Here is a 24,268-nt window from a genome sequence, read left to right on the forward strand (position 1 = left end):
GACGCAACCAATCCATAGTTGAGGCCGTTCATGGACAAGCTCCTCGCCCTGAATACGTTGTTGGAAGTGGCTGACGCCGGCGGCTTTTCAAAGGCCGCCCAGCGTCTGGGTGTGGCCACCTCGTCGGTCACGCGCCTGATGGATTCGCTGGAGGCCTCGCTGGGGACCGCGCTTCTGACCCGCACACCGAGAAAGGTCAATCTCACGGACGCCGGCATTGCCTACGTCGAGCAGGTCGGCAAGGTGCTGGACGACCTGGCCGAGGCGGACGAGAGCGTATTCGACAGCGGCGCTTCGCCCGTCGGCGCGCTTCGCATCGCGGTGCCCTCCACCTACAGCCGATTGCGGCTCGCTCCGCACCTTGCAGCATTCCTCGCCGACTATCCCCGCGTGTTTCTCGATGTCGTCGTGGCCGATCACTATGCGGATCTCGCGCTCGACAGAATCGACGTTGCGATACGGATCGGCCTGCCCAACCGCGACGCCAACCTGGTTGTCAGAAAGCTGGCGGACAATCCGCGCTATGTCGTTGCCAGCCACGACTACCTCGAACGCAGCGGCATGCCGCAAACGCCAGAGGCACTGGATGCGCACGAATGCCTTCGCGTCGCATACGGCGGTGGCTATCGAACACGCCAGGTCTGGACCTTTCGCCGCGAAGCCGTGGAGGAGCGAGTCGAGGTTCGCGTTGAAGTGCGCGGCCATCTGCTGTCGAACAGTCTCGACATCCTGCTTGACGCCGTGCTGGCGGGGCGTGGCATTGCGTTGCTGCCTGAATGGCTAGTCGTCGCCGAAATTCGCGCAGGACGCCTGATGCGCCTGTTTCAGAATTTCGAGGCGAGTCCTCATCATGGCGACGCAGTCGTCTATGCAGCGTATCTGCCCAATCGCCGCCACTCCAGCAAAGTGCGCGCGCTCGTTCAGTTTCTCGAATCGCGGGTTCACACTTCACTGGAAGGTTGAGCCGCGGCGTGCTCACGCCTTGCAGGCGTCTTCGCATCACACAGCGTTATAGCGTTATGCGTGACGCCCCGATTCGAACAGGAACCACACGCGCTGTTCTGCTTCGTCGATCCAGTTTTCGAGCAGACTCGCCGTCGCGACATCGTTGTATTCGCCGCACAGTGAATGCGTCTCGCGCATGTAGCCGGCGAGCGCCAGATTGTCCTCGCGCAATTCGGCCAGCATGTCGCTGGGCGTCACGAAGTCCGCATCGTTGTCGAGAATCCGCTGCAGTTTCGTGATCTGCCCGGCGGAGTGCAGCGTCTTGCCGCCGACTTTGCGTGCGCGTTCCGCGATCGGATCCGTCGTCGCGAAGATCTGGTCGGACTGCTCGTCGAGAAGCAGGTGATAGTCGCGGAAGTACGGCCCCGACATATGCCAGTGGAAGTTCTTCGTCTTCAGATACACCGCAAACACGTCGGCTAGCAAGGTCGTCAAAGCGGCGGCAATGTCGCGGGTTGCCTCTTCGGTCAGGCGAGTCGGTGTTTTAAGCGGGGCCGCGCGATGGGCTGCTGCGGTAAATGCTTCTTTCATAGCGAGTCCTTTGACGTGTCGATAGATACAACGTGCGAGTTCCTGAATCCGGCAGCTTGCATTGTAGGAACGCGGGATACGTAAAGTCCTGCAGAAAACATGAAATGTTCTGAAGCGGGAATAAAGATGCCCGCGTCGCGATCAATCGCGGATCTCTTCCCGCAAGTTTTATTTAAGAACTATTAAGGGTTTTGCCAAGGACTCGATGAAAGGCCGTCGATAGACTGGGCCTCAGTTTTTCTCGCACTTCAAGCGAGTGCGGCATGTCTTCCCATGTTCACCAAACCTTTAGGACGTACAAAGCCATGGCAAATCCGAAACTTGAAGTTTTGACGCCTGCAAATTCGCAGATCATCTTCATCGACCAACAGCCGCAAATGGCTTTTGGGGTCCAGTCCATCGACCGTCAGGTACTTAAGAACAACGTAGTAGGACTCGCGAAGGCAGCGCGAGTGTTTAACATTCCTACCACTATTACGACAGTCGAATCCGAAAGTTTTTCTGGCTATACGTACCCGGAGTTGCTGGACGTATTTCCGGGGCACAAAGTGCTCGAACGCTCGTCCATGAATTCGTGGGACGACCAGAAGGTTCGTGACTCGCTTGCTGCAAATGGCCGCAAAAAGGTGGTGGTGGCAGGTCTGTGGACTGAGGTTTGCAACAACACGTTCGCGCTTTGCGCCATGGCCGAAGGCGACTACGAAATCTATATGGTCGCCGACGCGTCGGGCGGCACCTCGAAGGACGCACATGACTATGCCATGCAGCGAATGATTCAGGCCGGTGTGGTTCCGATGACCTGGCAACAGGTGCTGCTCGAATGGCAACGCGATTGGGCGCACAAAGAGACTTACAACGAAGTCATGGCGATTGCCAAAGAACACTCGGGAGCGTACGGGATGGGCGTGGACTATGCCTACACCATGGTGCACAAGGCTCCCCAGCGCACGGCGGGGACGCACGAGGTTCTGGCACCGGTGCCTGCAAAGAAGTAAACAGTCGCGACGAACACCCGCTTCCCATGAATAGCTCCGCACGTGAAAGGCGGAGCGCTCCCTATGAGGATCGTCATGACTTCCAGTACTTCCGCGCCGACGCCAGCTGAAGTTGTCTTCTTCAATGGCAAGATCGCCACCCAGGACGACAAGCGCTCTTTCGCCGATGCGCTCGCCGTTGCGAACGGCCGCATTATCGCTGCGGGATCTCGCGACGCCGTGATGCGGCACGTGAACGGCAACACGCGGCAGGTCGACCTCAAAGGCCGCACTGTCATTCCCGGTCTGAACGACTCCCACCTGCACATCATTCGCGGGGGGTTGAACTTCAACATGGAGTTGCGCTGGGACGGCGTTCCGTCGCTCGCGGACGCGCTCGACATGCTGAAGAAGCAGGTGGCCCGCACGCCGGCGCCGCAATGGGTCCGCGTGGTGGGCGGCTGGAACGAATTCCAGTTCGCCGAGCGGCGCGGCCCGACGCTCGAAGAAATCAACGCGATTGCACCGGAAACGCCGGTGTTCATCCTGCACCTGTACGACAGCGCGCTCCTGAATGCAGCGGCGCTGCGCGCGGTCGGCTATACGAAAGACACACCCAATCCTCCCGGCGGCGAGATTCAGCGCGACAAGCGCGGCAATCCGACCGGCATGCTCATTGCACGTCCGAACGCCGGACTCCTGTACGCCACGCTGGCGAAAGGTCCGAAGCTCGCGCTGGAGGATCAGCGCAATTCCACGCGCCACTTCATGCGTGAGCTGAACCGGCTCGGTGTGACGAGCGCGATTGACGCAGGCGGCGGTTACCAGGCCTACCCGGACGACTACGCCGTCATCATGGACCTGGCGAAGCATAGTGAACTGACCGTGCGTATTGCGTACAACCTGTTCACGCAGAATGCGAAAAAAGAAATCGAGGATTTCGCGAAGTGGGTGAAGGTGACGAAGCCCGGCGAAGGTGACGATTTCCTGCGCGTGAACGGCGCTGGCGAAATGCTGGTGTTTTCGGCCGCGGACTTCGAAGACTTTCTCGAACCGCGGCCGGATCTGCCGGACACGCTCGAAGACGAACTGGAAGCCGTCGTTCGGCTGCTGGTGGCAAACCGCTGGCCGTTCCGTCTGCATGCGACCTACAACGAATCGATCGAGCGCTTCCTGAATGTATTCGAACGCGTGAACGCCGACATTCCGTTCAATGGGTTGCGCTGGTTCTTCGATCACTGCGAGACCATCACGCAACAGAATATCGAGCGGGTGCGCGCGCTCGGCGGCGGCATTGCGATCCAGCACCGGATGGCCTTTCAGGGCGAGTACTTCATCCAGCAATATGGTGAAGAGGCCGTGAAGCGCACCCCGCCCATTCGCCACATGCTCGATGCCGGACTGCCCGTTGGCGCGGGAACGGACGCGACGCGCGTCGCGAGCTTCAACCCGTTCGTGTCGCTGTACTGGATGGTGTCGGGCAAGACGGTCGGCGGCACCGCGATGTATGCCAGCGAGAATCGTCTGGACCGGATGGAAGCGCTGCGCCGCTACACGGTGGGCAGCGCATGGTTCTCGAACGAGGATGACCGTAAAGGCGCGCTGGTTCCTGGCCAGTTCGCGGATTTCGCGGTGCTCAGCGAAGACTACTTTACCGTCGACGAGAGCCGCATCAAGTTCCTGACCTCGGCGATGACGGTGGTGGGCGGCAAGGTCGTGTATGCCGATGACGAATTCGCGCCGCTCGCGCCGCCTGACCTGCCGGTCAGCCCGTCGTGGTCGCCGGTCGCGGAATTCGGTGGCTATAGCCGTTACAAACCGACGGCGGTGGCGTGCGTGGATGGCTGTGTGAATCTGTGCGGCGTGCATGCGCATGCGCATGGTTGGGCATGGCGAAAAAACGTGCCTGTCAGCGATTCCAACGGTTTCTGGGGCGCGTTGGGTTGTAGCTGTTTCGCGTTCTAACATCCATAGCCTGGTGCCACCAGGCCAGCGAGGACCATCATGCCGACCCTAAGTGACGGAGTGTTGTTTGGCATAGGCATCCTGGTTCTCGACTTCCTCGCCTGGCGTTTCATGGACCGCACGAGCGAGCAGGTGCGTCTGGCGTTCCGGGCGCTCCTGTTTGGTTTGTCGACCTACGTGCTGTTCAGTTCTGGCATGAATCCGCTGCGCGCCGCGCCCTGGGAATCGGAGCCGCTGCGTCATCTTCTCGCGCAAGTGCTGGAGGTGGTGTGGTGGCTGCAGGGCGCGCGCCTCGTGACCGTCATGCTGGATCGTGCGGTGTTACCGGAGACGTGGCACAAGGAGCGTCTGTTTCAGGATGTGCTCGGCGCGCTCGTGTTTCTGGCCGCCGCGGTCGGAGCGATTGCCTTTGTGTTGCAACTGCCTGTGCGCGGCCTGCTCGCAACGTCCGGGGCTGTCGCGGTCGTGCTGGGCCTTGCGATTCAGAGCACGCTCAACGACGTGTTTTCCGGTGTGGTTCTGAACGCTACTCAGCCCTTTCACATTGGCGATTGGGTCACGATCGGCGATGTCGAAGGGAAGGTGATCGAGAGTAACTGGCGCGCGACCAGTCTGCTGAACGGCCAGGGCAATATCGTCGTGATTCCCAATAGCGTGGCGGCGCGCGCCAATATCGTCAACGCGAATGAACCGGTGCATACGCACGGCATTAGTGTGGTGCTGCCGGTCAAACCATCGATCCGGCCGGCAATCGTGCTGGAGGCGCTCGCCAACGCCGCCGCCAGCTCAGAAAATGTTTTGAGCGAGCCTAAGCCACTCGTGAGTGTGCGCCGTGCCACGAGCGACTCGATCGAGTACGAAATCGTCTGCTACGTCGACGCACTGAGCAAAAAGATCGATGTGCGCAACGAACTGTTCGATCTCGCGTACCGGCATCTGGTCTCGCGTGGCGTCGTGCTGCATCCCTTGTCAGTACCCGAGCCTGCTACCGACGTGACGGATCAGAGGCACCGATTGCTGCGCAACGTCATGATCTTCCAGACACTCGTGGACGACGAAGTAATGGAGCTTAACGCGAAGCTGACGAAGCATGAATTCGATGTAGCCGAGACCATTTATGCCGCGGGCGATGAGAACGGCCACGAGCTTCACATTCTCGCGCAAGGCGTTGCAAAAGTGAGCGTGCCGAAGGATGACGGCGAGATCGAACTGCGGAGGCTGGCGCCTGGCGATTCGATCGGACAGTCAGGCATTCTGGTCGGCGTCAGGACGGATGTGATTGTTCGAGCGCTGACTCGCGCCACCGTTTTCCGGCTGGATAAGGCCGCATTGACGCCGATTCTCGCGCGACGCCCCGAAGTGGCCAAGGAGATGTGCCGTTTGCTCTCGGAACATCACGCAACCGAAAAGATGTTGCTTGAATCGCCAGCGAATGTGGACGAGACGTCAGGCGGCTTGCTGCAATGGATTCGCGACGGCGTAAGGCGATTTCATGAACTTACGAATTGATCCGGCTCGCAGAACTGTCTCGTCTCTTAAGGGTTTTTAAGAATCCGACAAAGTCTTTAATTGATTTATTCGCTACGCTGTATCGAACAGTTGCCAAGCGTTCCGCCGAATCGATCCAACACCGTTGACCATGGAGTTTCACGTGAGCACTTTCACCACATCCGACGGCACCCAGCTTTACTACAAGGACTGGGGCACGGGCCAGCCGATTGTTTTGAGCCATGGTTGGCCGTTGAACGCCGACATGTGGGAATACCAGATGAAGTTTCTCGCCGACAACGGTTTTCGTGTCATCGCTCATGATCGCCGCGGCTTTGGACGTTCCGCGCAGCCGTGGTCGGGATACGACTACGACACGTTTGCCGGCGACGTCAATGAGTTGATCGAAGCGCTCGATCTCAGGGACGTGATTCTCGGCGGGTTTTCGATGGGCGGCGGTGAAGTGGCGCGTTATATCGGCCGTTTCGGCACGCGGCGCATCGCGAAGGCGATTCTGCTCAGCGCCGTGACGCCTTTAATGATTCGCCGTGAGGATCATCCGGAAGGAATGGACCCAGCCATCTTCGACGGCATCCGTGCGGGACTGTTGAACGACCGGCCCAAATTCCTCGACGACTTCGGCCCGCTTTTCATGGGCAGCGATCAGGAGGGCTCGAACGTGACGAAGCAGATGCTCGACTGGACTTTGTCGCTGGGGCTTCAGGGCGGCCTGAAAGGAACCTACGACTGCGTCGCAGCTTTCTCCGAGACTGACTTCAGGTCGGACCTCGCGAAATTCGATGTGCCAACACTGGTGGTGCACGGTGATGGGGACGCGGTCGTGAACTTCGACGTAACCGGAAAGGCAGCGGCCGCGCTGATCAAAAACGCGAAGCTGCTGGTCTATCAGGGCGCACCGCATGCGCTTTACTTCTCGCACAAAGACCGGCTCAACCAGGACCTCCTGGACTTCGTTCGGTCCTAGACATCGCCGGGTCGCGATGCCCGTCCGCATGCCGGGTGATTCATACCGAGGGGATGTCTGACACGGAGGAGTGACATGGAGAAAATCATTGCGGGAGTCGAGATCCCCGACAGTGTGATGACCCGGGCAGCAACCGATCAGATCCGGAGCACGGAGTGTGAGTTGATGTTCCATCATGCGCTAAGGGCTTTCCTGTTCGGCGCGCTGACCGGGTATCGCGGCAAGCTGACTTTCGACGCGGAGCTGCTCTACGTCGGCACGATGTTTCACAACGTTGGTTTGAATGTTCAGCACCATCGTTCTCCCTACCGGTTTGAGGTGGACGGCGCGAATGCGGCGCGTGAATTTTTGCGCCAACACGGTGCGACTGAGTCCGCGATCGGTCAGGTATGGGAGGCGATCGCGCTACATACGACGCCGGGTATTCCTGAACATATGTCGCCGCTCATCGCGCTGCTCAGCGCAGGGGTGCAGATGGATGTACGCGGCGCCCGCTTCGACGAATTCACTGCGCAAGAGCGCGACGAAATCGTACAAGCCTATCCCCGCGAATCCGGTTTCAAGAAGAAGATCATCGAAGCCTATTCACGCGGCATGGTGCATCGCCCCGAGACGACGTTCGGTACGGTGAACGCTGACGTGCTGGATCGGTGGGACCCGAACTATCGCAGGTTGAATTTCTGCGGACTGGTGCTTGGATCGGACTGGCCGAATTGACCTGGGGTGACGCGCAGTACCGGCGCCTGCTTTTGCGGTGGGTACGAATAGCGGATGCGAATGGCGTACGCGACGAAGTGGCAATTATCGAAAGGAGAATCAGCATGGGCTACATCATTTCACTGGGAGTCGGTTTCGCAGTCGGACTCCTCTATTGGCTGCTCAAGGTGCAGTCGCCGGCGCCGCCGCTGATCGCGCTGGCCGGGCTGCTAGGCATGGTGTTGGGCGAGCACGCCATACCGGTCGTCAAGGCGCAGCTCTTCGCGCAGACGCGGACGGTCGAGGTCGCCGAACCTATGAAGAGTGCCGCGACGCAAAGGCCGATGACGCCGGGCGCGACGAAAGAGGGCGGCTGACGTCGTTGGCGCGCGCCTTCTCCCGGGCGATGGCGGAGGTAAGCGGATAGCGTGCTGCGAATACATCGCTTCGAAGGCACCCGCCTGACATCAGACATGGCCTCAAACAGAGGCTGGTCGTTCAATCATTGCTAACACACATGGGTAATCAAATGTTCAAGTCGCTTCATCGGTTCCGTCCAGTCGTAATGCTCTGCGCCGCGCTACTGATCGGATTCACGTCTGTTTCGTCCGCTTTCGCCGATGCGGGCCCGCCGGAAGTGCCGACCGGCAAAGCCGCGCTTTCCGCGAAACTGCCGAACGTTTCCGTTGGCCCGCAGTACGACACCACGCACGTGTATGTCGCCTCGGCCGATCTCGATGCGTTCGTCACCAGCTTCCTTGCCACGTTCGGTGGCAAAGCGTCCCCGCGCGCGGTCTTCACGGTCACGCCCACGCCGAGCAAGACCGCGTCGCAGTATGTGCAGACACCGGTTGGCATGCTTTCGGTGTTCGGCTTCGAAACGCCGATTCCGTACCCGTTCGGCAACGAGCGCACCGGCTATCTGGTCACCGATATCGATCAGGCGGTGAAGGCGGCGCGAGCCTCGGGCGCGGACGTCCTCGTCGATTCGTTCGATGATCCGATCGGAAAGGACGCGGTTATTCAATGGCCGGGCGGCCTGACGATGCAATTGTATTGGCACACGAAGGCGCCTGACTATGCGCCGTTGCATAGCGTGCCGGACAACCGCGTGTACGTGTCGCGCTATGAAGTGAACAACTTCGTGCGCCGCTGGCTGCACTTCTCGCATGGCAAGGTGGTCTCGGACAATCCGCGCGCGGACGCGGGCGTGATTGGCCGGCCGGGCGAAACGATCCGCGAGATCCGCATCGACTCGGGGTTCGGCCGGATGGTGGTGTTTGTCACGGACGGCAAGCTGCCGTTCCCGTTCGGGCGTGAAACGACGGGCTATGGCGTTGACGACGTCGCCCAGACGCTGCAGCGCGCACAAGCGGCTGGCGCGAAAGTGCTGCATGAGCCGTACAGCAGCGGATCAGGCAAGACGGCCATGGTTGAATTCCCGGGCGGGTACATCGCCGAAGTACACGATGGCCAGTAAAGCGACCACGCTGACGCCGCTGAAGGTACGTAGGCACCCGCGGCGGTGCGCAGCGCTGCGGGCCGCTCGTGCTTTGCTGCTCAGCACGGGCCTCGCAGCCGCGCTGCCCGCTGCGGCGGCGGATACCGCGATCGGCGGTGCCGACGATACCTCCTCCTCGGGCGGCACAGTCGCTGCGTCGGCCCCGGCGGCCGACGCGAGTGCTTCGTGTGCGCGTCCCGCGGTCATGTTCAACCGCTGGCAGGAAAACTGGTCGGTGCTGGCCAATCCGTGTGTGCCGAAACGGCCTTTCGATGCGCTGAAGTACATTCCGCTGTTCGGCAATCCCGACGCGTATATCTCACTGGGCATGGTCCTGCGTGAGCGGCTGGAAATAAACGATGCGCCGCTGTTCGGCCTCGGCTCGGGGCACGACGACACCTACCTGCTGCAACGGCTGGAAGTTCACGCTGACGTCCGCCTCGGCCCTCATGTGCAAATCTTTACGCAGCTAGAGGACGCGCGCCCCTACGGCAAGGATAGCGTTACGCCAGTCGATAAGAATCCGCTCGATTTGCGCCAGGCGTTTGTCGCTATCACCGAGCCGCTCGGGCCCGGAACCTTCAAGTTCCGGGTTGGGCGGCAGGAGATGGCATTCGACTTGCAACGATTCATCTCGGTTCGTGATGGCCCGAATGTGCGTCAGGCATTCGACGCGATCTGGGTCGACTATGAAACGGGCCCGTGGCGTTGGATCGCCTACGCGACGCAGCCGGTTCAGTATCGTGACAACACGGATTTCGATGATGTCTCCAATCGTGACCTGACCTTCAGCGGCGTGCGCGTGGAGCGCAAAGATGTCGGGCCGGGCGATGTGTCGGCGTACTACTCCCGCTACAACCGCAACAACGCGCACTTTCTCGACGCGACCGGCAACGAGCACCGTGATGTATTCGATGCCCGCTATGCCGGCAATGTCGATCACATCGACTGGGATGTCGAGGCGATGTATCAGTCGGGCCATGTCGGCAGCAAGACGATCAGTGCATGGGCGGTGGGCTCGCTCGCCGGGTACACGCTGGCGTCAGTGCCGTGGACGCCGCGCATCGGCATCCAGGTGGATGCCGCATCGGGCGACAGCCATCCAGGAGATGGCCGCATCGGCACATTCAATGCGTTATTTCCGAACGGCTACTACTTCGCACTGGCCGGCTATACCGGCTACACGAACCTGATCCACATCAAACCGACGCTCATTCTCAAGCCAAACAGCAAGCTGACGCTGCTGGCCGGCGTGGGCCTTCAGTGGCGCGAGACCACCGCGGACGCGGTGTATGGGCAAGGCGCGGCGGTCGTGCCGGGAACGGCGGGGCACGGCAGTTCCTGGACAGGTTTCTATACACAGCTTCGCGCCGATTGGGCGGTCACCGCCAATCTCGCCGCGGCGCTCGAAGCCGTGCATTTCCAGGTCGGACCGTCGCTGCGTGATTTGGGCGCCCGCAACGCCGACTACGTTGGCGCTGAAATGAAATTCAGTTGGTAGACGCAGTTTCTGCAAGACCGTCATCGGCTTGACGTGCCAGATAAGGTTCAATGATGAGTATCCCTGATTTAACTGCCGAGGCCATGACGCCTTCCGAGCTCGAGACTCCGTTTTCCTCGCTGGAGTATCGTCAGCATCAGATGTTCCCCCGTCTTTCGTCTGCGGAGATTCAAAGCCTGCGACGCTTTGCGAAGCCGATGTCGTTCAAGGCCGGCGAACTGATCTTCGAAACAGGCCATGTTGCGCTGGGCCTGTTCGTTCTGTTGCATGGGCGCGTGCGCATCTACTCGCGCGACGCCTTCGGTCGATCGACGCTCGTCACGGAACATGAAGACGGCCACTTCATGGCGGAAATGGCGCAATTATCCGGCAAGCCCGCGTTGATCGACGGCGTCGCATTGACGGATGCCGAGACACTCGTGATCGAGCCGGATCGGTTGCGTGCGTTGATCGTCGCCGATGCCCAGCTCGGCGAGCACATCATGCGCGCGCTGATACTCCGGCGGCTTGGGCTGATCGAGCAAGGGCTCGGGCCGATCATCGTGGGCAATGGCGACGACCCGCGGCTGATCCGGCTTCAAGGGTTCCTGCGCCGCAATGCCTACCCGGCGATGGTGATAGACGCGCGCAGCGATCCTGAAGCGGTCAGTTTGCTGGGCGGCATGACGACCGGCCCTGACGACTTTCCGCTCGTCTTCTGCCCGAACGGTTATGTGCTGCGCGCGCCGGACGAGGCACAGCTCGCGTCGTGCCTCGGGCTCGTGCCGACCTTCGAGCAATCCCATGTGTATGACGTCGCAATCGTTGGCGCCGGGCCGGCCGGACTGGCTGCATCCGTCTATGCGGCCACAGAAGGCCTGTCGGTCGCCGTTTTCGACCAGCGCGCGCCCGGCGGGCAGGCCGGCGCAAGCTCGCGAATCGAAAACTATCTGGGCTTTCCCACCGGTATTTCGGGTCAGGCGCTCGCCGCACGGGCATTCCAGCAGGCGTTGAAATTTGGCGCGCATCTGGCCATTCCAGGCAAAGTCATGGGCGTGAACCGGAGTGACGGCATCTTTCTGCTGACGCTTCTCGACGGGCAACGGATCAGCGCCCGGACAGTCGTGGTCGCCAGCGGCGCCGCTTATCGGAGACCGACGGTGCCGGGTTTCGAGCGCTTTGAAGGACGTGGCACGTACTACTGGGCGTCGACGATCGAAGCCAGGCTCGTGAAAGGGCAGGATATCGTGCTGATAGGCGGGGGCAACTCCGCCGGACAGGCGGTTGTGTTTCTCGCCAATTTCGCGCGCAGCGTCCGCGTGCTGATTCGTGGCAAGGATCTGTGCGCAACCATGTCGAAATATCTGATCGACCGGATCGGCTCGTTACCCAACGTCACGCTTTGCACCGGTTGCACATTGCGGTCCCTCGACGGCGACGAAGCCGGACTCACGCATGTTCATATTCGTCGCGAAGACGATGATTGGGACGAAGTGGTGGCGTCGCGTCATCTGTTCCTCTTCATCGGTGCGGACCCAAAGACGGATTGGCTCGCTTCGAGTGGCGTGGAACTCGACAACAGGGGTTTTGTCGTCACCGGGTTCGCACGCAGCGTGCAGGGTCTGTCCGATACAAGCGAGCGATACCCGCTTGAAACCAGCGTACATGGCATGTTTGCCGTCGGCGACGTGCGCTCGGAATCAGCGAAACGGGTTGCCTCGGCGGTTGGCGACGGTGCGGCGGTCGTGAGCCAGATCCATTCTTATTTGAGCAAGCTGACAACACCGTCGGCTCACGATGTTTAATAAAAATTAGCAACTGCGTGGAACGTGTCGCCGTTATGATTTTTTGCATATAAACAGCAAATGCCGGGGAACGAACGATGAAACGGATTCAGAGCAAATGGGCAGTCCATATCAACGCATGGTGTGTAGTTATCTTGAGTATCTTTGCGTGCGTGTGGTCTGACACAGCGCTTGCCGCTGCGCCTCAGGTCAAAACGCAGGGGCCGGGTTTTTACCGGATCATGCTCGGCGGCTTTGAAGTGACAGCGCTGCTCGACGGCACGCACCCGTTTCCGATCGATACCGTGGTGGAAGATGTGCCGAAGGCTGAAATCGCCCGTGACCTGCAGCGCGATTTTCTGCAAACGCCCGTTCAAGGCTCGATCAATGCGTTTCTGATCAACACAGGTTCGAAGCTGATTCTTATCGACACCGGCGCGGGCGTGCTCTATGGAGACTGTTGCGGCAAACTGCTCGCGAACTTGCGCTCGGCGGGCTATCAACCCGCGCAGGTCGATGAGGTGTTGCTGACGCATCTGCACAAGGACCATGTCGGTGGCGTCATTTCGAACGGCGTCATGACGTTCCCGAACGCGGTCGTACGGACAAGTCAGATTGAAGCCGACTACTGGCTGAATCCGGCCAACAAGTCGAAGGCACCCGCCTTCCTCGGCACGTTCTTCGACGCTGCAATCGCATCCGTCGCGCCCTACGTCGCGGCCGGCCGGTTCAAGCCGTTCAGCGGCGATGTCGAACTCGATCCGGGCATTCGCGCGATCGCATTGCCTGGTCATACGCCAGGTCATACCGGGTATCTCGTGGAGAGCGAGTCGAAAGATCTGCTCGTGTGGGGCGACATCGTTCATGTGGCGTCGATCCAGTTACGTAACCCGAAGGCATCGGTCGAATACGACACCGATGCGGCTGAGGCACAGCGCTCGCGCCGCTACGCATTCGAGCTCGCGGCGAAAAAACATTATCTCGTCGGCGCAGCACATATCGCTTTTCCTGGATTGGGACACATCAGGGCGAACGGCACCACTTATGACTGGGTGCCGGTCAATTACGAATCCGCGCCCGGTCAATGACCCTGGCGTCAACTTCATCTTTCACCACTTCCAGGGAACGAAAATGGCAACTGAAGCGACGGTGGTCACTCACCACACGCTGCGTGCAAACGGTATCCGGCAGCATTTCCTCGATGCCGGTAACGGCCCGGCCGTCGTGCTCCTGCACGGCTTCCCGGAGACGAGCTTTGCCTGGCGTCATCAGATTCCCGTGCTGGCCCAGCACTATCGAGTCATCGCGCCGGACCTGCGGGGCTACGGCGAAACCGACAAGCCCGGCTCCGGCTACGACAAGCGGAACATGGCGATGGATATCATCGGTCTGCTCGACGAACTAGGGATCGGCAAGGTCGCGCTCGTCGGGCACGATCGCGGCGCGCGCGTGGCGACGCGGCTGACCAAGGATCATCCTGAACGGGTCGATCGGCTCGTCGTGATGGATAACGTGCCTACGCGGGTGATCGCACAAAACATGAATCCACAAACAGCGCGTGCGTACTGGTTTTTTCTGTTCCATCTGGTCGCGGACCTGCCGGAGACGCTGATCGTGGGTAAGGAAGACGCGTGGCTGCATCACTTCTTCGCCGACTGGTGCTACAACCCGCACACGATCGAAGGCGCGGACTTCGATACGTACGTGAAAGCGTATAAGCGGCCGGGCGCGGTGCGAGGCGCAATGTCGGACTATCGCGCGAATTCCGAGGACGTCGCGCAGGATCTGGTCGACGCGGACGTGAAGATTGCGTGCCCGACTATGGCGCTGTGGGGCGAAGACTTCTATGCGGTGGGCGGCATGTTCGACATGAAGGCCGTCTGGGAAGGCCTGGCAAACAATCTCCGTGCCGAACCGATCTCGCATTGCGGACATTTGCCCCAGGAGGAACTGCCGGAACGGGTCAACGAACTGCTGGTGGATTTCCTGCGGGGCTGGACTGGAAGTTGATTGCCCGTACGCTCTGAGGCTACGGCCACATGATGGGTGACGTTTTAGGCCGCGGTGCGTCATCCGCGGCCGGTTGATCGGGAGAAGCATGATGCATAGCCAAACCCAACTGAAGCAACGCGCTGAGGCTGTTCGGGAAGACGAGCGAGTCCGGCGTGAAACGTGTTGCGCTCCGTGCGAGAAAGCGGCTGCGGTGATGGACGGCAGCCGTGCCCCCGTGTGGGATCATGTGATCGGCGCGCTCCTGGCCGGCCATCATGATGAAGGCGTGGGTGAATCGTATCTCACGCGGCCGGCGCCTGGCATCGCTGCGTATGCGCCGTCGCCGCACATACAGGTCGAAGTGATCGAGCGTCTGTCTGTCACGTCGGTCGCGATTCTCTGGCAGGATGCAACACGCTGCCGCTACGCCGACCAGGTGTGGATCAGTTGCCGCGCCCGGAAAAAAGGGCGCTGTGCGCTGAGCGGGGCGGTGATTCGCCGCGATGATTTCGTCTATAAGCCGAGGGTGCGCAGTGCGATTCCAGCCAACGCCAACGCGATGATCCTGGCTTCCGTGATCGCGCGAATGCCCTCCATGGCATGCATGCCGAACGAATCGCACGGAATCGCCGAAAGCAAAATGGCCTGACCGGAAATCGGCTTCGGCAGCGCGAACACCACGATCAGCAAAAATGCGATTAGCGGTTGAATCACATTGCTGAACGCCACGCAGCCCCATACTTCCTTATCTAGCCGGAAGGGTTGTGACGCCGGTATCAGCCCGGCCGGCGACATCGCGACCGAGGCGGTCGTAATCGCAATCGGCCGAGGCCACCTCTTTCGAGACGACGAAGTCTATCGCGCAGCGCACATTAAGTCTTTAGAAAAACATGAAACGTTCTTAACGGTGCTGGACGTGCGAGATCGATTCGAGCGCATGCTTAGTACAAATTTTTTGAACTATACGTTCAGTTTTTTCCGCGCATGCCAATTCGCCGTTGTTCTAGACTTCGAGAACGCAACACTGAGCGGTCAGTCCTCAGTTCTTCCTATACCTGCCGCGTCTTGGATACTCAGGAAAATGATTCGCATTGGCCCGCTTCACGTGGACCTCGCCCGTCGGGAGTTGTTTCTCGACGGCCAGCCTGTGCGGCTTGGAAGCCGTGCATTCGACATGCTCGCAGTGCTGATAGCTTCAAAAGGCGCGCTGGTATCGAAAAACGAATTACTCAAACAGGTCTGGCCGGATACGATCGTTGAAGAGAACAATCTTCAGGTGCATATGTCCGCACTGCGCAAGATGCTGGGGGAAAGTCGCGGACTGATCCAGACCGTGTCTGGACGAGGCTACCGGCTCGTACTGTCGAGTCCGTCACCGGCCCCTTCCAGCGAGAACATGGCCGATCGTGACGATGAATTCGACAACGTCAATGGCGGCCCGCAAGACAGGATCGTCCGCAACAACCTGCCTTCCAATTCGTCGGCGTTGATCGGACGGGACAAAGCGATGGAAGACGTCGCGCTGGCGCTGGCTTCGGTCCGCCACGTGACGCTGATCGGCTCCGGTGGTATCGGCAAGACCCGACTCGCGATCGAGGTCGCGCGCGGCTTGCAGGCGCGCTTCCCGGATGGTGTCTATCTAATATCGCTCGCTTCGGCCAGCGATGCGAGCAGCGTCCTCGCGATGTTCGCGACCAGCTTCGGCGTGTATCCGGCATCCGGACCGCTTACGCTCGCGCGTGTCAGCAAGGAACTCAGCGAGCGGTGCGCGTTGTTCATATTCGACAATTGCGAACATGTTCTTGGGCCCGCCGCCGAGCTCGCAGAAACGCTATTGAGCGTGAGTGCGGCCATACGCGTACTCGCGACCAGCCGGGAGCCGCTACGCGTCGTGGATGAACGCCTCTATTGGGTCGCCCCGTTGCAGGTGCCCGTGCAAGAGGATCAGTGTCAGGACGTACTGCAATGCAGCGCCGTGCAGTTGTTCCTGTCACGCGCGCGCGCGATCGATGCACGTTTTTCATCGGATGAAAGAAGCGTCTATCTGACCGGTACGGTATGCCGCCGGCTCGACGGCATACCGCTCGCAATCGAACTGGCGGCGGCACGTGCGGCGATACTCGGCATCGAGACGCTCGCAGACCATCTGGACGACCGCTTCAATATGCTGAGCGGCGGCAATCGCACCGCATTGCCGCGTCATCAGACTTTGAAGGCGACGCTCGACTGGAGCCATGCACTGCTTGACGACGCTGAGCGGGCGACGTTGCGCAGGCTTGGCATCTTCTTCAACAGCTTCACGATGGAAGCGGCTATCGCTGTTGCCGGTGACGGCGCATTGCGCGAACTCGATGTGATTGCGGCGGTATCCGGGCTGGTCGAAAAATCGCTGGTAGTGACGCGCGTGGAGCGCGGCATAGTCAGCTACCGCCTGCTGGAAACCACACGCGCGTACGCGATGCAGAAGCTGGAGGATAACGGCGAGAGGCGCCTCGTCACGCTCAATCACGCGCATTATTTCTCCAGTCTGCTCGACGGTGCCTCGTCGGGTGGTGGGGGCGCTGCGGGCGCGCCCGGCGATCGATGGCATCACCGCATGCGCGAGTTGCTCGACGACTTGCGCGCTGCACTGGGCTGGGCTTTGTCGCCGAAGGGCGACGAGGCGCTCGGCGAAACGCTCGCCGTGAAGGTCGTATTTCTTCTCTACGAATTGTCGCTGGTCGACGAGTGTTGTGCGTGGGCACAGCGAGCGCTCGACACCGTGGCCGCGACCCATCAGGATTCGCGTTCGACCCGGCATTTGCGCGTGCGTATGCAACTGCTGGCGGCACTCGGGGCCGCACGGATCTTTGTCAACGGACCGAACCGGGAAACCCTCGGCATCTGGGCCGAAATTCTCGCGTCGGCGATCGCGCTTGGCGCCCCGGCGTTTGAAGCTCGTGCGCTGTGGGGCATGTGGAACGTCTGTCAATCGTCCGGCGCGGCGCGTAATGCGTTGGCGTTCGCGAGGCGCTTTGCATCGCTCGCCTCGGAGACGGGCGACGCGAGTGGTGCGACCCTCGGATACCGGCTGCTGGGGATCGCGTCGCACTACGCGGGTGATCAGAAGCAGGCACGTTTGTCCCTCGAAAAACTGCTGCGGCACAGCGATAGCCTGCAGCACCGGTTGCCCATGGGACAGTCCGTCGATCAGCGCATCGTCGGCCGCGCCACGCTCGCGCGCGTGCTGTGGCTGCAAGGTTTGCGTGATCAGGCGCTGAAACTCGCGGAGGATAGCGTGGTCGATGCGTGCAATCAGGAGCAGGCCATCGTCACATGTTACGTGCTGGTCGAGGCGCTGGTTCCGCTCACGCTCCTCTCCGGCAAGCGGGAACAGGCGGCCCAGGCGATCGCGGTGTTGCAGGAGGTATCCGCGCGCGCAGGCCTGAGTGTGTCGCAGGCGTGCTGCCGCTGTTTCGATGAATATCTGCGCTCGCTGGACGAGGCGGTGCCGGAACGTTTGCATGCTTTCCGCGCGGCGTTGGACGATCTGGATTCGCTCGAGTTCGGTGCGCCGCGCGCCATGCTCGCCGGACAATATAGCCTCGCGCTTGGCCGATCGGGACAGCGGGAAGACGGCATTGCGGCCATCGTGCGCGTGCTGGCGCAGTGTGACGAAGCCGGCGACCAATGGTATGCCGGCGAACTCAGGCGCATCCACGGCGAACTGCTGTTGATGGAGCATGCAGCCTATGCGCCATCCGCCGGTGATGCGAGAGACGGGGAGGCGTGCCTGAGCGCGGCGCTCGAAGAGTCCCTGACGCAAGGCTGCCGCTCGCTGCAATTGCGCGCCGCGACCAGCCTCGGTCGGTGCTGGCACGCGCAAGGACGAAGCACGGAAGCCGCGGATCTGTTGAAATCCGCATGCTCAAGGCTCACCGAAGGTCTCGATTGGGACGACTTCAAAGCCGCCACCCATCTGCTGAAAATCGCGACCGCAGCAAGCAAGCCGGTTGATGTCCCGGCTGACACCGCGCCTGACGTTTGTGACGACGCTTTTGCCGGGCGCAATGCTGCGGCAATGGCGTTCGACGACCCGGCCGCCGAAGCATTCGGGGAACGCGGCTAGACGAGAGTCATCCGTGCAACATCCTCTGTTGCGCAACCTCGTCGATCAGATCCGGCCGGTCTAACTGGTCGACCCACCAACGCAGGGCTCTTCCTGTTTCATCGTCGCGCCAGGCGAGATAGAAATGCGTGACGTCGCGCATGCCGAGTACTTCTTTTCTCACCAGCTCACCCTGGCTCAACGGCTCGGCTGCAAGACATTCCGGAATGGTGCCCGCAGCCAGGCCCTTGATCTGTGCGGCGAGCTTGGCTTCGAGCGTCGGGACTGTGAGCACTTCTTGATTGGCGCCGATCGCAATCGTGCGGGGCGCCAGCTTGCGGGACGTATCGCCGATCGCCACCGCACGATGGCGCGCGACGATATCCAGCGTCAGCGGCCCCGGGATCGAAGCGAGAGGATGATGCGGCGCCACCACGAAGACATGCCGCAGCGAGCCGATCGGCTTCGCAACCAGATGCGGAATGGACGGTGGATCGCCCGCGGCGCCGACGATCAGGTCCGCGCGACGAGTCAATAGTGCGTCCCACGAGCCGCCCAGCACTTCCTTCGACAGATGCAGCCGCGTGTCCAGCTTCAACTTATAGAAGTCGCTGACGTGACCCCACAGCAGCTCGAACGGGATGATCTCGTCGATGGCGACATGGAGGTCGGACTCCCAACCGTGCTGGATTCTTTTCGCTTTGTATTCGAGGGCATCCGCGGCCTCCAGCAGGCGCCGTCCTTCTTCGACAACCACGCGCCCCGCATGCGTGAGGGTCGCGCGGCGGCCGGTCCGATCGAAGAGCTTCACGCCAAGATCGAGCTCCAGTTTCTGAACGAGGTATGTCAAGGATGATGGCACCTTGTGGAGCGTTTCCGCCGCGCTCGCAAAAGTGCCGGTTCGATCGATTGCATCGAGGACCTGCAGGACTTCAAAGGATAGGTTCATGGCGAACAGCCGAATCTATTGGGGTTTCGTGCCCAAGGGTTGACCAGCGAAGAGCCGCGGCGACCTTCAGCGTCACTTGGCGCTTCAGATGAGGTGGCGTCACTTTTAAGAACTATTCAGCCCGGCCTAATTTATTTAACTGCATCTCTGGGTAGGATGTCTCACAACCAAGGTCCAGCGCAATACGTCGGTGCCGATTGGATTGGGGAAGCGGCTTGCGCCGCCGGGTAATCAGAATACTGGATTTCAGAATGGCCGCAATGGCCATCGCGCAATCCATATCGTAGCGTTTGCGTGAAACGGATTGGAATTTCTCCGGGACGCCGCGCGTTTCTGCGTAGTGTCGCAAGCGCGGGACCAGCCGCTGTGGCGATAGGCGCCGGCGTGCAGCTTGCGATGGGCATGACTTGCACGGTTACGCTGTGGCCTGGCGCAGCCCATTCATCTGCTGCCGGCGCACATGGTGTGGCGTTTTGAACGCGCGGACGCCGTCGTCGTGCGAATTGGAAAACGGCATGTGCGAAACGGGCCCACAGTGTTGGCCGGCGACACAGGCAAACAGCGCCATCGGCGCGCTCACCTTGCGTGACCTATCGTTTTCAATCATTCATTTCGTGGAGAAACAATCATGAAGGCAAAGTGGGCACTCGTTTTCATTGCCGCGTCGGCTTTTAGCGCGGTTTGCCAGCAAGCAGACGCACAGATCGCGGGGGCGCAGACCATCGGCATCACGGTCGAACAGTCGCAGCTCATCGTGGAGGGCTGGAGCGCGAAGAAGAGCCTGCTCGGCAAAAGCATCTACAACGATAGCGGTGAGAAAGTAGGGGTGCTGCACGATATCATCGTCGCGCCGGATAACGCTGTTTCGTTTGGTATCGTGGCAGCTCATCAGTTTCTCGGCGTGTCCCAGCATGACGTGGCGATCCCGATGTCGCAACTGGATTTTGTAGACGGCAAACTCGTGTGGGCCGGCGCCACGCGCGATGCAGTGAAGTCGATTCCCGCCTTCCAGTATGCGAAGGTGCGCACCGTTCCGATCGCACGTAAGGACTTCGGTCACCATTAACGGCAGCGCCACCGGCTTGTGGAGCAAGCCGGTGGCTTGAGCCGCTGCGCCTCACTGTCTGTGCAAGGTGCGACAGGCGTTTTTGAGAATGATTAATATAAAATAAGTATCTGATTGACGCGGGCTCGCGCATGATCGCGTTCAGATTGAATCGCTACCGGCCGCCGGTATGTCTGAATGTCATGCGCTTTTGCCGCCATGCCCACCAACAGGATTCCGGCATTCGTCAACGACCTGACCTTGCAGGCGGAATGTCCCAAGGCCGAATGTGGGAATCGTGCTCATGATGTACTCCAGTTGTTGGATGCGAACTGCTCAATCGATGATGGGATTCTGCCGTTTTTAATCCATGCGAAAAACGGTTGTATCCGTCAAAAATATTTGATTTCAAATCAAATCGAGGCGCTCGGCAGCGGAACGCCGGCGCGGCGGGCGGCAGCGTGGGCGGATCAGTGATGGATGCCTGAGACGCGATTGTCGCCAGACTGAGCGGGGGTGAGGCACGCGTTGAAGGAAAAGTCGCACGATTCGCGGGTACCGGCGAATCGTACGAATCGTACGAATCGTGCCGCAATTCGAACAGCACACACTCGAACTGGCTCTATTCTCATTGCGCCCACGACACCTTATTCCGGGACTGTGTACCGCCACCTATGGCGTCGACCAGGTAATCGACGAACGACGCGATCCGCGAAGACAGGGCCGTATTGCGGTAGTAAACAGCATGGATCGTTTGGCGAACATCACTCGTCTGCCGGGTGAGAATCTGGACGAGCCGTCCGGACTCACGGTCTTGTGCTGTCATGAAGTCCGATAGACAGACGATGCCAACGCCCTGAAGCGCCAGTTGCCGAAGCGTCTCGCCGCTCGATGAATAAGCGGCCGGTTCGATACGATAAGGCTCGCCATCAGCGCCACAGAGCGGCCAGACATTAAGCGACTCGGGCTGATTGAAGCCCAGAAGCACATGCTTGCCAAGCTCTTCCGCGTTGCGCGGCTGACCATGCTTTTCGAGGTAGCCGCGACTCGCGAGAATGCGCATCCGGCTCTTTCCAACGAGCCTGCTGTGCAGGGTCGAATCCTTGAGTCGAGCGATTCTGATCGCTACATCGGTACGACTTTCGAGCAGATCAATAATGCGGTCGTTGGTGTTGAGCTCCAGGGTGACATGCGGATAACGCTCCCGGTAGCCCTGCACGAGTGGCGCGATCACATGCAGCATGAACGGTGCCGCGGCGTCGATCCGCAGCCGCCCCGAAGGCATTTCGCGCTGCGCGACCATCAGTTCCTCTGCGGTTTCGACGGAGTCGATGATCGCTCGCGCATGCTGAAGAAATGCCCGTCCTTCTTCGGTCAACTCGAGTTTGCGCGTGTTTCGGCGCAGCAGTGTCGTTTTCAACTTTTCCTCAAGACGCCCCAGCAATCGACTTACGGCCGACACCGTCAGGTTTAGGTGGTGCGCGGCCGTTGTCATCGAACCCGTATCTACGACAGCTGAAAAGGCCTGAAGCTCGTCCAAAGTGACTTTCATTGTTGAATTATTTTCAAAATACTTTCGTTGATGGAGCAGTTTTTCGAAAAAGGCAAAGCGAGCACACTCGGCACAACATTGTAAATGCACTTGATCGGGCGATCCTCGCGAGGAGAGCGGCCAACGACGGGCAGGACGCGATATTCGGTTCCGGCCGCACGGTGTCGGTTAGGCAGGTGTGACATGCGCCAACTACCTGCACCCGCTTACCTCAAGCTCGATTGTGATCGACAGACTCCGTTTCACTTCGACCCACGCGAGCATTCACATGGCAGTCTTCGATCACACTTTAAACCTCGCCACCGCCGTGATGGAACTGGGCCGATTTCAGGTCGACCTCGGAACGCGGGAGCTGCGCCGGGACGGCGTCGCAATACCCGTTGGGTCCCGGGCCTTCGATATCCTGGCCGTACTTGTTTCGGCTGGCGGCCGTCTTGTCACCAAAGACGAGTTATTGAGCGCGGTGTGGCCGCAAACGATCGTCGAAGAAAACAACATCCAGGTCCAACTGTCGGCCTTGCGCAAAATTCTCGGTCCCGACCGGAATCTTGTCCTCACAGTGCCCGGGCGCGGGTATCAGCTCTGCGTGCGAAAACCGGACGTGGCCCCCACTTCCCGGCAGGGCGGGTCGATGCGAGACGCGCACCGGCTGCCACCGCCGTTGAACATCGCGCTGGTCGGGCGGGAGAGGGCCGTTCAGCGGATTCTCGCGATGCTCGAAAGTTCGCGCCTGGTCACGCTCGTGGGCACCGGGGGGATCGGCAAGACGCGGCTCTCGTTCGAGGTCGCTCGTCGAACTGAACAAGACTCGGCCGAACCCGCGTACTTCGTCGACCTATCGGACCTGACGACGCGGGACGGAATGCTCGAAGCCATTATGACAGGCTGCGGTCGGTCGACTGGAGACGCTGGAGTCCCTGAGGGGGGCGTCGCGTGCGCGCTTTCGAATCTGCGCGGACTGCTGCTTATCGATAATGCTGAACATCTGATAGCGCACGTGGCGGAGGTAGTCGATGCCTTGCTGGCTGCAAATGCCCACGTGCGTGTCGTCGTGACCAGCAGGGAACGGTTGCGCATATCGCCCGAGCATACATTCAAGGTCGATCCGCTCGAAACGCCACCGGCGAGTGCCGCGCAAGTCGATATCCTTGCGCATTCCGCGGTCAGGCTGTTCCTGCAGCGTGCAAACGCCATGCAGGTGACCGTGGACGCCGACAGCCGGCAGCTTCAGCTTGTCGGCGAGATGTGCCGACGGCTGGATGGCATACCGCTCGCGATTGAGCTGGCGGCTGCCCGCGTCGCCGACCTCGGTCTCGACGGCGCACGGCGTTGCCTCGATGACCGCATGGCGTTTCTTACCGGCGGATATCGTACTGCCCGGCTGCGCCACCAGAGCCTGCGTGCGACCTTTGACTGGAGCTTTGCGTTGCTCGGTCATAGCGAGCGGATTCTGTTCAGGCGCATTGCGGTATTCGATCGTCTCTTTACGCTAGACGCGCTCGGCGCTGTTGCATGTGACGCGACGCTTTCCCTGGACAGTGCGATCGCGGGAATTGACGCGCTCGTCGCGAACTCTCTTCTGAATGTCCAAATGGAGGGGCCGCGCGTTCTGTACTGGCTGTACGAATCCACGCGAGCGTATGCGCTGCAGAAGCTTTGCGACGAAGGCGAAGTGGAGACGATCACCATGCGATATGAACGCAACTTTAGTCACCTGCCGTCACGGGGTGGTGAGGACCAGCTTAAATCCGAATCTGGCAACGTGCATCGGCCGTCGCCTGCTGCGGTCCATGACACGTTGAATTGGGCGTCTGCGCAAAATGGCAATTTTGCTCTGAGGTGAGATATGTAGGTCGAGCCGCTCGCGCTCTTCTGAGTGCCTGAGCTTCTTTCTTTTGCCCTGCTTGTTCCGCTATTAACTGTCGGAAAAAATTCAAAGGTGGGAGAGTGGGATTTTTGCAGATGGTGCGGCGGTACCCGACCGTCGCAACGAAGTCTATGAACAATAGAAGGAATCTCGGGGCGCCATATGCCGATAAAGCTCTCGTTTGAGGTTCTGGAGGTATTGGATGCAATTGAGCGGACCGGCACATTCGCCTTGGCAGCCGAAGCGCTACATCCAGTGTCGAGGCCATTCTGAAGTGTCGTAGCGGCAGCAAAGTAGAAATGTCGTATCCGGGGTTGGTTTTGACGCTGGTTTTGACGCTGGGTTTGTCTCTGTCTTTAACGGTTTG

Annotated in this window: 20 protein-coding genes and 1 pseudogene; 18 read left to right on the top strand and 3 right to left on the bottom strand. The window is 60.2% G+C overall.

What is annotated here, in order from left to right; all coding sequences use genetic code 11:
• The first annotated feature begins 30 nt into the window (after positions 1–30).
• Positions 31–963, top strand: a complete 933-nt coding sequence (locus KHO33_RS39180) for a LysR family transcriptional regulator (protein ID WP_054042070.1) — start codon at positions 31–33, stop codon at positions 961–963.
• Between the two features lie 54 nt (positions 964–1,017).
• Here the strand turns inward: KHO33_RS39180 and KHO33_RS39185 are convergent, their stop codons facing one another.
• Positions 1,018–1,536, bottom strand: a complete 519-nt coding sequence (locus KHO33_RS39185; RefSeq protein WP_200567973.1) for a Dps family protein — start codon at positions 1,534–1,536, stop codon at positions 1,018–1,020.
• 305 nt (positions 1,537–1,841) lie between these two features.
• Here KHO33_RS39185 and KHO33_RS39190 point away from each other — a divergent pair, with 305 nt between their 5' ends.
• The 13 genes from KHO33_RS39190 to KHO33_RS39250 all read left to right on the top strand — a co-directional run bounded on the left by KHO33_RS39190 (position 1,842) and on the right by KHO33_RS39250 (position 18,509).
• The gene (locus KHO33_RS39190; protein WP_122178743.1) at positions 1,842–2,531 is read left to right on the top strand and encodes a hydrolase; all 690 of its coding nucleotides are present in this window, start codon (positions 1,842–1,844) and stop codon (positions 2,529–2,531) included.
• A 75-nt stretch (positions 2,532–2,606) separates the two neighbouring features.
• Positions 2,607–4,475, top strand: coding sequence for an amidohydrolase (locus KHO33_RS39195; RefSeq protein WP_234475159.1), 1,869 nt, complete (start codon positions 2,607–2,609; stop codon positions 4,473–4,475).
• Positions 4,476–4,514: 39 nt separating this feature from the next.
• Positions 4,515–5,984, top strand: coding sequence for a mechanosensitive ion channel domain-containing protein (locus KHO33_RS39200; RefSeq protein ID WP_200567971.1), 1,470 nt, complete (start codon positions 4,515–4,517; stop codon positions 5,982–5,984).
• A 142-nt stretch (positions 5,985–6,126) separates the two neighbouring features.
• Positions 6,127–6,948, top strand: a complete 822-nt coding sequence (locus KHO33_RS39205) for an alpha/beta fold hydrolase (RefSeq protein ID WP_200567970.1) — start codon at positions 6,127–6,129, stop codon at positions 6,946–6,948.
• Between the two features lie 75 nt (positions 6,949–7,023).
• Entirely contained in the window at positions 7,024–7,665 is a 642-nt protein-coding gene (locus tag KHO33_RS39210; RefSeq protein ID WP_200567969.1) for an HD domain-containing protein, read from the top strand.
• A gap of 104 nt (positions 7,666–7,769) precedes the next feature.
• The gene (locus KHO33_RS39215) at positions 7,770–8,021 is read left to right on the top strand and encodes a DUF1427 family protein (protein ID WP_054042080.1); all 252 of its coding nucleotides are present in this window, start codon (positions 7,770–7,772) and stop codon (positions 8,019–8,021) included.
• A gap of 152 nt (positions 8,022–8,173) precedes the next feature.
• Positions 8,174–9,124 (top strand): VOC family protein, encoded by a 951-nt coding sequence (locus KHO33_RS39220; protein ID WP_200567968.1) that lies wholly within the window; start codon positions 8,174–8,176, stop codon positions 9,122–9,124.
• Positions 9,114–10,646, top strand: a complete 1,533-nt coding sequence (locus KHO33_RS39225) for an alginate export family protein (protein ID WP_234480877.1) — start codon at positions 9,114–9,116, stop codon at positions 10,644–10,646. The genes KHO33_RS39220 and KHO33_RS39225 overlap by 11 nt, the downstream gene beginning before the upstream one ends.
• A 53-nt stretch (positions 10,647–10,699) precedes the next feature.
• On the top strand, positions 10,700–12,430 hold the full coding sequence (locus tag KHO33_RS39230; protein ID WP_200567982.1) for an FAD-dependent oxidoreductase: 1,731 nt from the start codon (positions 10,700–10,702) through the stop codon (positions 12,428–12,430).
• A 77-nt stretch (positions 12,431–12,507) separates the two neighbouring features.
• Complete coding sequence (locus KHO33_RS39235) at positions 12,508–13,497, top strand: MBL fold metallo-hydrolase (RefSeq protein WP_200567967.1); 990 nt, start codon at positions 12,508–12,510, stop codon at positions 13,495–13,497.
• Between the two features lie 43 nt (positions 13,498–13,540).
• Entirely contained in the window at positions 13,541–14,419 is an 879-nt protein-coding gene (locus KHO33_RS39240; RefSeq protein WP_200567966.1) for an alpha/beta fold hydrolase, read from the top strand.
• 88 nt (positions 14,420–14,507) lie between these two features.
• Positions 14,508–15,050 carry a DUF3331 domain-containing protein gene (locus tag KHO33_RS39245; RefSeq protein WP_200567965.1) on the top strand — a complete coding sequence of 181 codons (543 nt, stop codon included), beginning with the start codon at positions 14,508–14,510 and terminating at the stop codon, positions 15,048–15,050.
• A 432-nt stretch (positions 15,051–15,482) separates the two neighbouring features.
• A complete protein-coding gene (locus KHO33_RS39250) occupies positions 15,483–18,509 on the top strand; it encodes a winged helix-turn-helix domain-containing protein (RefSeq protein WP_200567964.1) in 3,027 nt (1,008 codons plus the stop codon).
• A 7-nt stretch (positions 18,510–18,516) separates the two neighbouring features.
• Here KHO33_RS39250 and KHO33_RS39255 read toward each other — a convergent pair whose 3' ends face one another.
• Positions 18,517–19,437, bottom strand: coding sequence for a LysR family transcriptional regulator (locus KHO33_RS39255; protein WP_200567963.1), 921 nt, complete (start codon positions 19,435–19,437; stop codon positions 18,517–18,519).
• A 628-nt stretch (positions 19,438–20,065) separates the two neighbouring features.
• Between KHO33_RS39255 and KHO33_RS39260 the strand changes: the two genes are divergently transcribed.
• Together KHO33_RS39260 and KHO33_RS39265 are read left to right on the top strand one after the other, a co-directional pair.
• Positions 20,066–20,503, top strand: a complete 438-nt coding sequence (locus tag KHO33_RS39260) for a PRC-barrel domain-containing protein (protein ID WP_200567962.1) — start codon at positions 20,066–20,068, stop codon at positions 20,501–20,503.
• Positions 20,504–20,701: 198 nt separating this feature from the next.
• On the top strand, positions 20,702–20,959 hold the full coding sequence (locus KHO33_RS39265) for a hypothetical protein (protein WP_200567961.1): 258 nt from the start codon (positions 20,702–20,704) through the stop codon (positions 20,957–20,959).
• Positions 20,960–21,110: 151 nt separating this feature from the next.
• On the opposite strand, the gene KHO33_RS39270 is transcribed toward KHO33_RS39265, so the two are convergent.
• Positions 21,111–22,034, bottom strand: coding sequence for a LysR family transcriptional regulator (locus KHO33_RS39270; RefSeq protein ID WP_054042096.1), 924 nt, complete (start codon positions 22,032–22,034; stop codon positions 21,111–21,113).
• A 268-nt stretch (positions 22,035–22,302) separates the two neighbouring features.
• On the opposite strand from KHO33_RS39270, the gene KHO33_RS39275 reads away from it, so the two are divergent.
• Both KHO33_RS39275 and KHO33_RS43055 read left to right on the top strand, forming a co-directional pair.
• A complete protein-coding gene (locus KHO33_RS39275; protein WP_200567960.1) occupies positions 22,303–23,877 on the top strand; it encodes an ATP-binding protein in 1,575 nt (524 codons plus the stop codon).
• Positions 23,878–24,063: 186 nt separating this feature from the next.
• Positions 24,064–24,159: pseudogene (locus tag KHO33_RS43055) on the top strand (LysR family transcriptional regulator); the annotation flags it as partial.
• Positions 24,160–24,268: the final 109 nt, after the last annotated feature.

This window comes from Paraburkholderia nemoris, assembly GCF_905221015.1.
Lineage (GTDB): Bacteria > Pseudomonadota > Gammaproteobacteria > Burkholderiales > Burkholderiaceae > Paraburkholderia > Paraburkholderia nemoris.

Bases quoted from the DNA above. Each gene is read 5' to 3' on its own strand.
- KHO33_RS39180 (WP_054042070.1), top strand. From the start codon at position 31: ATGGACAAGCTCCTCGCCCTGAATACGTTGTTGGAAGTGGCTGACGCC.
- KHO33_RS39185 (WP_200567973.1), bottom strand. From the start codon at position 1,536: ATGAAAGAAGCATTTACCGCAGCAGCCCATCGCGCGGCCCCGCTTAAA.
- KHO33_RS39190 (WP_122178743.1), top strand. From the start codon at position 1,842: ATGGCAAATCCGAAACTTGAAGTTTTGACGCCTGCAAATTCGCAGATC.
- KHO33_RS39195 (WP_234475159.1), top strand. From the start codon at position 2,607: ATGACTTCCAGTACTTCCGCGCCGACGCCAGCTGAAGTTGTCTTCTTC.
- KHO33_RS39200 (WP_200567971.1), top strand. From the start codon at position 4,515: ATGCCGACCCTAAGTGACGGAGTGTTGTTTGGCATAGGCATCCTGGTT.
- KHO33_RS39210 (WP_200567969.1), top strand. From the start codon at position 7,024: ATGGAGAAAATCATTGCGGGAGTCGAGATCCCCGACAGTGTGATGACC.
- KHO33_RS39215 (WP_054042080.1), top strand. From the start codon at position 7,770: ATGGGCTACATCATTTCACTGGGAGTCGGTTTCGCAGTCGGACTCCTC.
- KHO33_RS39220 (WP_200567968.1), top strand. From the start codon at position 8,174: ATGTTCAAGTCGCTTCATCGGTTCCGTCCAGTCGTAATGCTCTGCGCC.
- KHO33_RS39225 (WP_234480877.1), top strand. From the start codon at position 9,114: ATGGCCAGTAAAGCGACCACGCTGACGCCGCTGAAGGTACGTAGGCAC.
- KHO33_RS39230 (WP_200567982.1), top strand. From the start codon at position 10,700: ATGAGTATCCCTGATTTAACTGCCGAGGCCATGACGCCTTCCGAGCTC.
- KHO33_RS39235 (WP_200567967.1), top strand. From the start codon at position 12,508: ATGAAACGGATTCAGAGCAAATGGGCAGTCCATATCAACGCATGGTGT.
- KHO33_RS39240 (WP_200567966.1), top strand. From the start codon at position 13,541: ATGGCAACTGAAGCGACGGTGGTCACTCACCACACGCTGCGTGCAAAC.
- KHO33_RS39245 (WP_200567965.1), top strand. From the start codon at position 14,508: ATGATGCATAGCCAAACCCAACTGAAGCAACGCGCTGAGGCTGTTCGG.
- KHO33_RS39250 (WP_200567964.1), top strand. From the start codon at position 15,483: ATGATTCGCATTGGCCCGCTTCACGTGGACCTCGCCCGTCGGGAGTTG.
- KHO33_RS39255 (WP_200567963.1), bottom strand. From the start codon at position 19,437: ATGAACCTATCCTTTGAAGTCCTGCAGGTCCTCGATGCAATCGATCGA.
- KHO33_RS39260 (WP_200567962.1), top strand. From the start codon at position 20,066: ATGAAGGCAAAGTGGGCACTCGTTTTCATTGCCGCGTCGGCTTTTAGC.
- KHO33_RS39265 (WP_200567961.1), top strand. From the start codon at position 20,702: ATGCCCACCAACAGGATTCCGGCATTCGTCAACGACCTGACCTTGCAG.
- KHO33_RS39270 (WP_054042096.1), bottom strand. From the start codon at position 22,034: ATGAAAGTCACTTTGGACGAGCTTCAGGCCTTTTCAGCTGTCGTAGAT.
- KHO33_RS39275 (WP_200567960.1), top strand. From the start codon at position 22,303: ATGGCAGTCTTCGATCACACTTTAAACCTCGCCACCGCCGTGATGGAA.